Raw genomic sequence first — 13,126 nt, forward strand, 5'->3', positions numbered from 1 at the left:
GTTTCGCGGTGTTCTTCTGGCGTCGTGGGGATGACGGCGACAGGCATTACGGCGGGGCGGGAGCGCTACTACCGGCGCAACATCGCCCTCGGCGACGGTGCCCAGGGCAGCGTGCTGACGGTGTCCTCCAGCGTGCCGGGGGTGCCGCCCGGCGTATGGCACGGGCAGGCCGCCCAGGCACTGGGCCTGTCCGGCATCGTGAGCGACGCGCAGATGCGGGCCCTGTTCGGCCTCGGCATGCACCCCGACGCCGAAGCGATTACGGCCCGCGAACTGAGCCAAGGGGCCTCGCTCAAACGGGCCATGAAGGCGGCCAAGCTCGGGCCGGCCGTGCCGCAGCTGGCTGAACTGTCCCCGCTGGACCAGGAGATCGAGCAGGTCCTGCAGCAGGCCAGTGAGCAGCTGTGCCGCCCCCTGACGAAGGCGGAGACGAAGGACCTGCGGATGCGTACCGCGGCGCTCGCCTTCGAGGCCGAGAACCACCGGCACCCAGGCGACGGTGCCGAGCTCGGCCGGTTCTTGGCCGCGCGGACCGGACCGCAGCGCCAGGCCCGCACCGGCTACGACCTCACCTTCTCCTCCGAGGAGTTGTCGCTGTTGTTCGCGCTGGGCGGCCCCGAGGTACGGCGGATCGTCCTCGAGGTCCTGGCCCAGGCCCGCTCGGAGGCCCTGGCCTGGCTGGAGCACCATGCGCTCGCGGTGCGCAGAGGCCCGGGCGGTGTGGCTCAGGAACGGGCCGAGCCGGGACTGCTGGCCACCGTCTATCTCCACTACGAATCACGCACCGGCGACCCCATGCTGCACGAGCACGCGGTCATATCCCCGCGCGTGAAAGGACCGGACGGCCGCTGGCGCAACCTCGACACCCGCCTGTTGATGCGTGAAGTGGTCGTGGCCAGCGAACTGTTCAACCAGCGCTCCCTCGAGCTCGTCTGCGGCAGATTGGGGCTCGCCACCGAGGAGGTTGAGGTCACCCCCGGCCAGCGGCCGGTGGTACAGATCGTTGGAATCGACCGGCGGATCCGCGCCGCGTTCGCGCAGCGGTCCCATGCCGTACGCACCGTGTCGGAGGCTCTGTTCGACGATTTCCGGCGCCGCCACGGCCGTCAGCCGGGGATGTCCGCACGCACCCGACTGCAGGGGCAGGCGGCCTTGATGACCCGGCCTCCCAAGCGCACGGCCCGCTCCCTGGACGAGTTGCTCACCGCCTGGCGGCGCCGGGCGGTCGCGGTCACCGACCGCGCCACCGTCGACAACCTACTCGCCACCGCCCGCGCCGCCGCCCAAGGCCGGTCCGTCCCGGCCGCGTTCGACCCCGCCGCGGCAGCCGAAGAAGTCCTGGCCGCGGTCTGCGAGCGGCGTACGACGTTCCGCCGCCGCCATGTGCTGGCCGAGGCGCGCCGTTACCTGATGCGGACCCTGGCCGGGGCCACTGCCGCACCCCGGGCGGCCGAGGAGATCACCGACCGGGTCCTCGCCCACGGCGACTGCCTGGACATCACCCCGCCCGAGATCAACCCCCAACACCCCGACCTCGTACGCCCCGACGGCACCAGCATCTACCGGCCCATCGGCTCGCAGACCTACACCACCCACTCCCTGCTCGCCGCCGAGAACCGGCTCATGGCCGCCGCCCGCACCAGCGTGATCCCGCCGGTCGCACGGGGCACCTTCAACCGCGCCGCCGCCCTGCACCGCGGCCCGATGGACGCCGGACAGCGCGCGCTCGCCGCCTCCTTCGTGCTCTCCGAGCAACTGCTGCTGGCCGGACTCGGCCCGGCGGGCGCCGGAAAGACCACGGCGATGAAGCTGGTGGCCCGCGCCGTCGACGCGGCCGGCGGACGCCTCATCCCGCTCGCACCGTCCTCCCGAGCGGCGAAAGTCCTCGGCAGCGACCTCGACCGGCGCGCCCACACCCTGCACTCCTGGCTGCACCAGCGCGGCCGGGCCACCGACGGCAAAACGGTCGGCAAGGACTTCCAACTACGCCCCGGCGACGTCGTCCTGGTCGACGAGGCAGGCATGGCCGGCACCCTCCTGCTCGATCGGATCCTCGCCGACGCGGCGGCCGCCGGCGCGGTGGTGCGCCTGCTCGGCGACCCGCACCAGCTCGCCGCCGTCGAGGCCGGGGGAGCCCTCAGGCTCATCGCCCGGGCCGGAGGCGCGATCGAACTCGACCAGCTGCACCGCTTCCGCGTGCCCGGCGAGGCCGATGCCTCCCTGATCCTGCGCGACGGCGAGGAGATGCGGGCGGTCTTCGACTGGTACCGGGACAAGGGCCGGATCGTCGCCGGAACCTACGAGTCGATGTGCGACATGGTCTTCAACGCCTGGGCCAAGGACCTGGACAAGGGCCTCACCTCGCTGATGACGGCCGCCGACACGGCGACAGTGACCGCGCTCAACCTGCGCGCCCAGGCCTGGCACATCGAAGCCGGCACCGTCGACACCAGCCAGGCCGCAGCCCTGCGCGCCGGACAGCGCGCGCACGTCGGCGACGTCATCGTCACCCGCCTCAACCGCCGCCGCATGACCGTGCGCGGCGGGCGGGACTTCGTGAAGAACGGCGACACCTGGCGCGTCCAGAAGATCCTCCCGGACGGGGACGTGGTGGTCCGCCACACCCAGCACCGCGGCCGCATCCGCCTGCCCGCCCACTACATGGCCGCCCAGTGCGAGCTCGGCTACGCCTCCACCATCCACCGCTCCCAGGGCATGACGGTGGACACCTCGCACGCGCTGGCCTCTGCCCGCTCCAACCGCGAAGGCGTCTACGTCCAGCTGACCCGCGGCGCGCGCACCAACCGCCTCTACGTCGGACTCGAGGACGGCGACCGCCTCGACGACGTCCTCGCATCGATCGCCGCGCGGCGCCGCGCCCAGTTGTCGGCGACCGAGTCGATCGCCGCCCTGCAGCAGGAGATCAGCGCGCCCGGGCAGCTGTCGGCCCAGTTCGCCGACGTCGCCGAGCGCGCCACCACCGCCCGGCTGACCGGCCTGCTCGAGCACACCCTCGGCACCGACAGGGCCGCGATGTTCCTGGCCGCCGACGCCTACCCGGCCCTCATCCGCGCCCTGCACGATGCCGAGCGGGCCGGGTTCGACCTGCCCCGCCTGCTGGGAAACACCGTGCCACGGCGCGGCTTCGGCGACGCGGACGACCCCTCGGCGGTGCTGACCTGGCGGCTGCGCGAGCGCCTGCAGGACGCCGCCGAAGCCCAGCAGGCGAGCCGGCCTCGCCCGCTCGCCGCGCTCACGCTGGCCCAACTGCACACCCTCACCAAGCTCGCCGCCTCCCACCGGGCCGCTGCCCGCGAGGCCCTCAAGGCCGCCGACTCCGCCTTCACCCACCTGCCCGCCGAAGTCACCACCCGCGCCGGCCACACCCATCCCGCCTGGGACCAGCGCCCGATGGGCGAGCTGACCCGCCGCGAGCTCGCCGCCCAACTGGCCATGGTGCGCACCCAGATCCGCCGCGCCCAGAGGAGCCGAACCCCGCTCTCCGACACGGCCCGGCACGTGATCGCCGACCTCACCCGCGAGTCCCAGCTGCGCCGCGCCCTCCACTGGCGCGACACCGCCCGCGAGGACTTCCAGCGCGAGCGGACCACCTCCAGCGCCCTTTCCGGCGCCACCTCACTGGCCGCGATCCGCCGCACCCTGACCACCCGGCGCGCCACCACCGACCAGCGCCGGCACTCCGCGCGCGCGGCGCTGGCCCGCGCCGACGCCGTCTCCGACAAGATCTACGCCGAGCTCCGCTTCCGCGAGCGCCTGCCCGACCACGCCCCGCACCGGCCCAACTACCGCGGCCAGATACCCGACTGGGTCGCCGACTCCCACGCCCTGGTCCACCCCGACACCCCCGAGCACTGGATCACCCACCTCGCCGAGCGCCACCGCATCCTCGCCCGCTCGCTCGCCGACCGCGGCCACACCCTGGCCGCAGCCCCGCCCGCCTGGGCCCGCCCGCTCGGCCCGCCACCGCCCACCAGCGCCCCCCGCCGCCGCCACGCGTGGGCCACCACAGCCGCTCTGGTGGAACTGTGGCGCACCCGCCACGCCATCACCGGCGTGCCCGGACTGGGCCCGCGCCCGGCCGATCCGAGCAACGCGGCGGCCTGGGACGACCTGGACGCCCGGGTGCGCGCCCTGACCGGACGCCGCCGCCCGGTGCACCTCCCGCCGCCCGACGCACCCGCCTCGGTCATGATCGAGGCGGCCCTCAGCCACCTCGATGCGCCGCCGCCCAACGGCCCCCTGCCCGACCACCCGGCCCTGCGCGACCCACTCGGCGTCGCCCCCCTTTCCTACGGAGCGCTGGACGCGCGCCTCGCGCGGCACGCCCTGGCCGCCGTGCTCGCCGGCGAACCCCTGCCCGAAACCTGGATGGAGGAGATCACCGCCCCCGGCGAGGACGACGAGGACGAGCAGCGCACCTACACCAAGCTCCTGACCGCCATCGGCGACTACCGGCGCCGCCACCACCGCGCGGGCCCCGACGTCCTCGGCCCGCGCCCCCAAGGCCTCGACGGCGAGGAATGGGACCACCTCACCGACGCGATCGACCTGTACACCCACGCCCGCGTCGAGCGCCGCCTGGAACAGATGCGGGCCCGTACCGCCGTCGAACGCGCCGCCCTCCTGCCGCCGACTTCGCCACTGCGCCAGCAGCCCCCGCCCGACACGCACCGCCCCGGCCACCGGCCCCCGACCCGCTGAACACCCTGCCGCGTGCCCCTCAACGCCGCCCGGACAAGCAGCACACCGACACCCCCGCACCCGAAGACCAGCCCACGGTGCGGGCTCCCTTCTCGGCTGAAGGCAGATGGACATGGCACCTACAACCGGCCCCGGACGTATCCAACTGGCGGGCCGCACCGTACAACTGGCCTGGCTGCGCGAGCACTCCACCCAGGCCGCCCCGCTGTTCGCCCGCGCCCGGGCCGAGGTCGGCCACGCCTGGTGCCTGTGCCGCCGACCCGCCCTGCGCCTGGTGATCCGCTGCACCCGCGCGGGCCGCTACCACGTCGCGGGCTGGCCCGGCGAGGGCGAACAACACGACCCCAACTGCCCCTTCCACAAAGTCGGGCCCGGCTTGTCCGGCCGCGACCGCTACAGCACGCAGGCCATCCAGGAGACCGACGACGGCGTGTTCATCCGCCTGGCCACCCCCCTCACCAGCTCCCTGGCCCAGCCCGAAACCCGTGATGCCGCGTCGGAGGAGACCGGCAACGAAGCAGGCTCGCGGCGCTCCGTCGGCCTCCTCGGACTGCTGCACTGGCTCTGGGAACAGGCCCAACTCAACGTCTCGCACCCGCAGGCAGAGCGCCTCACCTGGCGCACCTGCCACGCCCGGCTGCGCCAACAACTGGGTGAGACCACCATCAACGGCCGAGGCATGGACGAGGCGCTCTACGTCGTACCGCCCTTCACCCCCGCCGCGGCCGACGCCAATACCGCCGCCCTGGACGCCTTCCGCGCCCGCCTGGGACGCCACGGCATGACCGAACGGCGCGCCCTGGTCCTCGGACAGATCAAAGAGGTGGCACCCACCCCGTACGGTGTCGCCTACCGCCTGGCTCACCAGCGCATCCCGCTCTATGCCCGCGCGGCCCTGCACGCGCGGGCCACCCGCTCCTACCGGCAGGTCTTCGGCAAGGCGGCCACCGAGCACGGCGCCACCCGGATCGCCCTGTTCGTCGTCGAGCGCAGCCCCAAGGGACACCTCATCGCCGTCGACCTGGCCGCCATGCTCACCACCGGCACCTACATTCCCGCCGATTCCTCCTACGAAGTGGTCATGGCCGACGCCCTCGCCGCCTGCCGCCGTGCCTTCAACAAGCCGCTGCGCTACGACACCGCCGACACCGTCCTGCCCGACTTCATCCTCACCGACGTGGCACCCGCGGCATACGTCGAGGTCTACGGCATCCACGGCCGGGAGACCTACGACCGGCGCAAGGCCGAGAAGCGGGAGTTCTACCAGCGTCAGGAGGGTCAGCTCATCGAGTGGGACGTCACCCAGCCGCTCCCCGTACTCACCCGTTCCGGCCAGCGCTGCTCCGGACCGAGCATCTGACGGGCGACCACGGCACCGGTGGGCGCGGTGGGCCCGCTCAAGGCGCCGGCTTGTCCACCAACGGCGTGTCGAGACCGTCCAGCAACTGGCGCGCGGCCTCCTCCAGCGCGGGGGAGGAAGAGCCGTCTTCCTCCCACTGGGACATCGCGGTCCGCACGACATGAGCGGTGGCCTCGGCCAGCGTGGGGTCCTGCCCGCAGAGCCTGCCCATCACGGTGAGCGCGCCCTGCCGCGTCGACTCGCCGTCCTGCGTCAGCAGCCGGACCGCTTCCATCCAGGCCATCTCCGGGTTCGTTGCGATCGGGACACTGCACCACAGGACCCGCCCGCAGACCACCAGTTGCCCGGCATCCGTGGGCCGCATCTGATCGCCGGCCGGAGGCGGCCGTCCGATGGGACACCGGTGAAGGTGGCCGACTCACAGCCTGGAACCCGCACCGCCCCGGGCCGAAACCTGCTGCCCAACGCCGCCGCGGGTAGCACATAGTGGACCAGCATCACCGATCAACCGAGCAACCAGAAACGGACGGCCGTGACGACCGCCTACAGCGAATCCTCCACCGAGCGCATCCCCGGACGGGCCTGGACGGTCCGCATCACCGGCCACGGCGGCCGCGCCGCCTCGGTCACCTGCAGCACCGCAGCGTGCCGGATGCCGCCCCGCTCCGAGGACCTCACCGCGCTGCGCACCTTCGCCGCCGCGCACGCCGCCGCACACGCGAAGGTCGCCACCATCAACCCCAACGCCTACTGCCACTGCGGCTCCCAGCGATGCGGCGCCCACCCCGACACCAAGACGTCCTGCGCAGGCGGAGTGGTGATGATCCTGCGACATGACCCGATCGTGCGCCGGGTGTGGAGCCTCGAAGAGGTCTGCGAGACCTGCGCCCCGCTCATCCCGAACGCCACCGTCCTGGCCCGCGCCGCGCGGCCGAACCGCACCACCAAGCGGCCCGCCACGCCCGCCGCACAGGTGACGGCCCCCGCCCGGCCGGGCATCGCAGGCGGCTTCTCCTCGGCCCCCGCCGAAGGCGACCCGGACCCCGTACGACGCTCTCGCCGCGCATCACCACGCTCCCGCAGTCGGAGTTCCGGGCAGGGACGCTGACAGCGCACGAGCCGCGGCCCGTCCACCAACCGCCGCCCCGCCGCGACTCGGCGGACACCTCCCCGGGCCTCTTCTGCACGTGTTCGTCGGTTGCTCGCAGGTGTGCAGGTTGGTGAACCACGACGCGATGCCGCCGGGGCCAGTGCCCCGCCTGCCCTGCTGTGCTTTCGCCACCGCCGGTCCAGCTCGCCTGTCCGGTCTGCTGCGCGGTACGTTGCTGCCGCCACTGGGGGATTCGCTCCGTGATCTTTTCCGGAGGACCGCGCTGGCGACGCAGCGCCCGACCCACGACCAAGGAGTATCGCCATGACCGCCGTGGAGTCAGCGGAGGCGTCCGGCCGTGACGACCAGGAAGTGCGTCGCTACCGGGTCGTGGGGCACCGCGTGGACGACACGCACCTCGGAGTCAGGTTCGTCACTCTGTACGCCGTGGCCGGGTCGGTGGAGGAGGCGGCACGCAAGATCCGCCGGTCGAGCAGAGGGCGCAGCCTGTACGGCACGGGGTTGTACCGGATCGTGCGCGTGGAGGAGGACCGGCTGGACCGCGAGGCGGCCGAAGTACACCTGCTGCGCGCGTTCGCCCGCAACTGCGTCGCAGAGACCCCACCGAACACCATGGCCCGGCGCCGCATCCTCGAACTGATCGGCGAGGCCAACGACCTGTGCAACGCGAGCACGATCGATGACTCCGCCGGCGAGTACATCGTGTGCACCCGCGAGGCCGGCCACTACGACCCGCAGCAGCGCCCCGACGGGACTGACCCCGGCGGGTGGCACCTGTGCAATGCGTCGATGTGGGACGACAGCACGCCCTGCTCCCATCCGCATAGCCGCACCTGACCTCGCCCCCGGCGCGGCCCCGCTTCGGCCAACCGTCCCGGCTGCGCAGTCACTGGACATCTCCGGCCGGGTCAGCCTGCCGCGCCACGTCCAGCATGAGGTGCGCCGTCGAACGCCGCCCGTGGCGTCGGCGAGGCCTCACTCCTCGTACGGATCTGACAGGACACCCGAACCCGTGGCTCTGTCTGTGAGTCGCGATGCCGTTTGTCGATGACCACGGATGTCACCACCCTCTCGGTGAAAGCGAAGTTGCCGAGTTTTAGAGGCACTTGGGGCCTTGTGGTGGGACGATGGGTGTGCTTCTCCCGCTGGGGGCACCGATGCGTCTGTCGAAACCCAAGGCCGATCCGTACGCGGCGATCCGCCGGGACCACCGCGCCGGGATGTCGATGCGTGCGCTGGAGCGCAAGTACGGGGTGACCTGGCAGACGGTCCGCAAGGCACTGGATCTGGTCTGGCCCGAGCCGCGGAAGAAACTGCCCCGGCGTCCGACCAGGCTAGATCCGTACAAGCCACTGATCGACGAGGTGCTGCGCAGGGATCTGGACGCGCCGCCGAAGCAGCGGCACACCGCGAAGCGGGTCTTCGAGCGGTTGCTGGACGAGTACACGGCGACGGGGATCTCGTATCAGATGGTCCGCGGCTACGTCGCCACGCGTGAACAGGGGGCCAAGGAGTCGGCGTGACCGCAGCCCCACCCGGAGTCCTCCGCCGTCCGCGCGCTGGCCGCCGTGGTCGTCGCCGTCCTCGGGCTGTTCCTGCGCTGAGCCCCACGTCCCGCCGCGTCCGATTGGCGGGGGCTCTGCTTTTGTCGCCCGAGCCCTGTGGCGCCGCCGAGGGTGAAGTCGCTGTCCTCAACTTCTGGCGCTAGGTTGCCTCTTGACCGTTCAGCGGCCTGATCTGGAGGACATCACGTGCCCGATACTCCCGCGGCGTCGAGCGAGACACGCAGGCGAATCAAGACCGACCAGCCGCACACGGCCCGGATCTGGAACTACTGGCTGGGCGGCAAGGACAACTACGAGGTCGACCAGGCGGCCGGCGACCAGATCCGCAAGCTGCACCCCGGCATCGGCGACTACGCCCGCGCCGACCGGTTGTTCCTCGGGCGTGCCGTGCGGTACCTCGCGGGCGAGTGCGGGATACGGCAGTTCCTCGACATCGGCACCGGCCTGCCCACCGCCGACAACACGCACGAGGTCGCCCAGCGCACCGCGCCGGAGTCCCGCGTCGTCTACGTCGACAACGACCCGATCGTCCTTGCTCACGCCGAGGCGCTGCTTTACAGCACTCCCCAGGGCCGCACGGCCTACCTCGACGAGGACCTGCGCAACGTCGATGCCATCCTGGAGCAGGCGTCGCAAACTCTGGACCTCGGTGAGCCCGTCGCGCTGATGCTGCTCGGCGTTGTCATCTTCATCGAGGACGACGAGGAAGCGTATGGGATCGTGCGCCGTCTGCTGGACGCGCTGCCCGCGGGCAGCCACCTCGTCCTCTCGCACACCATCACCCGGCCGGACATGCCGGACGTCGATGCCGCGGTGGCCTTCTGGAACGAGCACGGCACGCCGAAGCTGACCCAGCGCACCCCCGCCGCCGTCACTCGGTTCTTCGACGGGCTGGAACTCCTCGACCCCGGCGTCGTCTCCTGTAACCGATGGCGTCCGGACGGCGGCGAGGCCGGTCTACCCGCCGAGGTGGCCATGTTCGGTGGAGTCGGACGCAAGGCTTGATCGCCTTCTCGTCCGAGGAGGGCCGCAAGGCGTCGAGCCCCCGCCGCCTGCCTCGCGCGGGCGGCGGGCATCCTCATCGACAAACGACACTCGTTGAGAGCTATGCAGCCAAACCCGGCGGGCCGCGACTAACTCCAGTGCGCGGGACGGCCTTGGCGGAACCGGAACACCGCCCGGTCCCACACCTCGTCGTCCGCCGGGGGCACAGGGCGGTGCCGGCCGGCGTGAGTGGGCCCGCGTCCGGCGCGGTCGGCCGGGTCCACGTCCGGCGCGGCAAGGGCCTGGGCTACCATCTCCCGCTCGGCCCGCGGCCCGGCCGAGGGAAGCCCCAGGAGGACACGGGCTGCCTGATTGATCAGAATTCCGGCATCGTCCAGCAGGGTGTGTGCCCGCCCGTAGTCGCGCAGTTCGATCCTGCCCCACGCCCCGGTCACCTCGGGCAGCTCGGCGACCAGCCGCAAGGTCACCTCTCCGATCAACTGGTACGCCCGCTGAGGATCGCGCTCGGCGAGCTCCCGCAGAGCCGCCATCAAGGGATCGGCAGCGGACACATCGTGTACAGGGTGGGACATGAGGGCAGTCACGCCCGTGTTCAACGATCACTCGCCGCGCAGGCAACGGCCCTGCCACCCCGCCGTCCGACCAGCCCTCGTACCGCCATGCCGCCGCACCCGCTGTCACCGCCGGGCTGCACCACGCGAGGGCCTCTTCCGGGCTCGTCCCGCCCCACGGGATGCCCCTGGGGATGGTTGCCTTCCGGCTCCCGCGTGACGGAACCGGTCCGGCGGGCAGGCCGGTGGACCTCACCGGCACGGGCAAGCTGCCGCCAGCCGCCGTCCACGGACCGCGCGGCGCCCCACCGCCGAGCAGAAGGTCCCCTCGATGAGCGAGCAGCACACCCCCCTCCCCGACGATTTCCGCACCTGGCTGACCGAGCGGGGAGAGGACGCGTACGCCCTGGCGTGGGTAGCCGCGGGGAGCGAGCCGCCCGGCTGGGCCGAGACCGAGGCGCCCCGGGTGGGAGAGACCGGGATCGCCCGTACCGGCGCCGACCTCACGCGCATCGCGGTACAGGAGGTCACCCGCGGCCGGCAGGAGACGCTGCGCCGCTGGCTCCAACTGGACGACGGAACACGGCAACTGGCCATCATCACCGCCGAGCTCGGCGGCCTGCGCGAGCACACCCCCGGCGAGCTGGCCGCCGAGCTGATGCGCGACCCGGACAACGACGAAGCCCGGCTCACCGACCTGCTGGCCAGCTGGCTCTACCGGCGCAACGCCGAGGCGCCGCAGGGCCTCGAGCTCGGGTGGATCGCCGCGGCCGCCGCCTGGACCTGTCACATGCGCGCCTTCATCAGGTTCCCGCCGCCCTCCGTACTCCTTTCGAGCATGGAGCGCGCCGGCGAACAGGACGAGGCCACCGCGGACTTGGTGGTCAGCACCGGACTGAAGATCGCCGACCTCCTCGACCGGCTGGAGCGCGTCTACCGCCCCCGCACCGAGCTGATCGAGGACTGGCACGCCGTTCAGCCCCTGGCCGCCGACGTCCCCGCGCTCACGGCAATGGCCGACTGGCTGCTCGACCAGATCGCCCTGCGCGACGCGCCCGCCCAGCAGCTGCGGGCCGTCCTCGAGCCTGACGTCACCGACTACCTGCGCGACCGGCAAGCCGACGGCTCCTTGCTGGGCGTCACCGTCCCCGCCCTCGACGCGCCGCGCGCCGCGCACCTGGCCCAGGCCCGCGAGACCGTCCGCGCCTACACCGCCGCCGCCCACTCGGGGCGTGAGCAGGAAGCGCAGCAACTCCTCGACTCCTTCCCCGTCCCGGCCCGCTCCCTGGCCACCAGCGGCCCGGCCGCCACCTGGCGGCAGCACTCGGCCACCGCGCAAGACGCCGTCGCGGCCCTGACCGCACAGCGCGCCGCGACCACGGCCGAGAACCCCGCCGACTACTTCACCGACCCGGAACTGCTGCACGCCGAGACCTCCTACCTGGCCGCGCGCGAGGGCCAACTGCACCTCATACACGACGCGCTCGGCCGCCTGGCCTTCCCCGCCCCGGCCCCTCGCGACCTGCCCGAGGCGCTCGCCCCGATCGCGGCCGCGCAGACCCAGCGTCGCGTCATCGAGGCCTTCGGCACCCCGGAGCGCGCGGCTCAGGCGCTTAACGGACAGATCCACTACCAGCTCCAGCAGCCGGTGCCCGCCCACCGGCGCACCACCACCGGCGCCGAGAGCGACCTGCTGACCAGCGCCCGCGACGCACTGCAACGCATCGCGCCGTCCGCAGTGCCCCTCGACGAGGAGCACATCCGCGCGCGCACGCAGGAGGCCATGGCCCGCCCCACCACCCCGGACGGGACCGCCACGGCCAGGCCCGCCGCCCACGACGAGGCTCACACCCAGGCCCTGGCCGCCGGTTCCACCACCCCCGGGGTGAACCGGTGACCTGGGTCCTGAGCACCGTCATCTCCCTGCTGCTGCGCGCGGCCGGCCCGCTCATCCGGCGCGGCCTGCCCCACCTCGCCATGGCGTCCATGGCCGCGCTGGTGTGCGGCGCTCTGCTGGCCGCCGGGCACGCACTCGGCTACCCCGCCGTGTGGCTGGCGGGTCATGCGGTGCCAACGGCTGCCGTTGTGCTCGGGGTTCTGGGGGCGGCGCTGCGCCTGGCCGCCGGCGTGGGTCTGGTGGCGGTGGTCCTGCTCCTGCCGCTGGTTATCGCGGCCGACTGCCTGGGCCGGCGGCCGGGCGCCGAGGAGACGAGCACTCCACGAGGATCCCGTAGGTACAAAGGGGCGGCGGTTGGCCGGATCCGGGCAGCGGTGTCAGCGCAGCCCGGTACCGTACTGTCGACCGGATCCGTCGCGGGCTGGAGGCTCGAAGTGCCGATCGAAAAAGGGGGCCGCGAGCCCAAGCTGACCAGCGGCGCCGAGCTGGCCGCGCGCTTCATCGCCAACCGCCGTGGCGGCGCTGGCCTCTCCCCGCGGAGTCGGGTGCGGGGCAAGACCAGCATCTCGCTCGAGGTGGCCCAACTCCTGGTTCAGCGTGCCGACGACCGGGTCCGCCTCGTCGACGTCGACCCGTCCCCCCTTCCCCTCATCGGGACGCTGCCTCACGTCCTGCCGCACTACACGCCGATCCTCCTCGACTGCCCGCCGTCCTCTCCCTACCCTGCGGGCGGACCGGTTTGGGAGGAAGCCCTGCGCGTCCTGGGACTGCCGGAAAGCGAAGACCGCACCCGGTAGAACAGGGCACCGAGCGCGTCCACGGTTGACTTGAATGAGGTGCCTGCCGCCCCGGGTAGCCGCCACTGCCTGGTGTTCCTCCCTGCCGGTGCGGCGAACTGATCGGCTGCGGAACTCC

Annotated in this window: 10 protein-coding genes; 8 read left to right on the forward strand and 2 right to left on the reverse strand. The window is 72.6% G+C overall.

The features are described from left to right. Window positions 1-30: 30 nt before the first annotated feature. Together mobF and ACIBEI_RS23340 are read left to right on the forward strand one after the other, a co-directional pair. Entirely contained in the window at window positions 31-4,722 is a 4,692-nt protein-coding gene (gene mobF / locus ACIBEI_RS23335) for a MobF family relaxase (protein ID WP_398891795.1), read from the forward strand. 112 nt (window positions 4,723-4,834) lie between these two features. Then, the gene (locus tag ACIBEI_RS23340) at window positions 4,835-6,082 is read left to right on the forward strand and encodes a DUF1173 family protein (RefSeq protein ID WP_398891797.1); all 1,248 of its coding nucleotides are present in this window, start codon (window positions 4,835-4,837) and stop codon (window positions 6,080-6,082) included. Between the two features lie 37 nt (window positions 6,083-6,119). Here the strand turns inward: ACIBEI_RS23340 and ACIBEI_RS23345 are convergent, their stop codons facing one another. Continuing rightward, window positions 6,120-6,365, reverse strand: a complete 246-nt coding sequence (locus ACIBEI_RS23345; RefSeq protein ID WP_398891799.1) for a hypothetical protein — start codon at window positions 6,363-6,365, stop codon at window positions 6,120-6,122. Window positions 6,366-6,614: 249 nt separating this feature from the next. Between ACIBEI_RS23345 and ACIBEI_RS23350 the strand changes: the two genes are divergently transcribed. The 4 genes from ACIBEI_RS23350 (at window position 6,615) to ACIBEI_RS23365 (ending at window position 9,763) form a co-directional block, all read left to right on the forward strand. Further along, on the forward strand, window positions 6,615-7,190 hold the full coding sequence (locus ACIBEI_RS23350) for a hypothetical protein (protein ID WP_398891801.1): 576 nt from the start codon (window positions 6,615-6,617) through the stop codon (window positions 7,188-7,190). Between the two features lie 306 nt (window positions 7,191-7,496). Continuing rightward, a complete protein-coding gene (locus tag ACIBEI_RS23355) occupies window positions 7,497-8,030 on the forward strand; it encodes a hypothetical protein (RefSeq protein ID WP_398891803.1) in 534 nt (177 codons plus the stop codon). A 320-nt stretch (window positions 8,031-8,350) separates the two neighbouring features. Further along, complete coding sequence (locus ACIBEI_RS23360; protein WP_398891805.1) at window positions 8,351-8,716, forward strand: hypothetical protein; 366 nt, start codon at window positions 8,351-8,353, stop codon at window positions 8,714-8,716. A gap of 228 nt (window positions 8,717-8,944) precedes the next feature. Next, entirely contained in the window at window positions 8,945-9,763 is an 819-nt protein-coding gene (locus ACIBEI_RS23365) for an SAM-dependent methyltransferase (protein ID WP_398891807.1), read from the forward strand. Window positions 9,764-9,891: 128 nt separating this feature from the next. On the opposite strand, the gene ACIBEI_RS23370 is transcribed toward ACIBEI_RS23365, so the two are convergent. After that, window positions 9,892-10,335 (reverse strand): hypothetical protein, encoded by a 444-nt coding sequence (locus ACIBEI_RS23370; protein WP_398891809.1) that lies wholly within the window; start codon window positions 10,333-10,335, stop codon window positions 9,892-9,894. Window positions 10,336-10,645: 310 nt separating this feature from the next. Between ACIBEI_RS23370 and ACIBEI_RS23375 the strand changes: the two genes are divergently transcribed. After that, the gene (locus tag ACIBEI_RS23375; protein ID WP_398891811.1) at window positions 10,646-12,211 is read left to right on the forward strand and encodes a hypothetical protein; all 1,566 of its coding nucleotides are present in this window, start codon (window positions 10,646-10,648) and stop codon (window positions 12,209-12,211) included. Next, window positions 12,208-13,008: a hypothetical protein gene (locus ACIBEI_RS23380; protein WP_398891813.1), complete on the forward strand. Its 801-nt coding sequence runs from the start codon at window positions 12,208-12,210 to the stop codon at window positions 13,006-13,008. Before ACIBEI_RS23375 ends, ACIBEI_RS23380 begins: the two co-directional genes overlap by 4 nt. Window positions 13,009-13,126: the final 118 nt, after the last annotated feature.

The organism is Streptomyces sp. NPDC050988 (assembly GCF_044456225.1).
Lineage (GTDB): Bacteria > Actinomycetota > Actinomycetes > Streptomycetales > Streptomycetaceae > Streptomyces.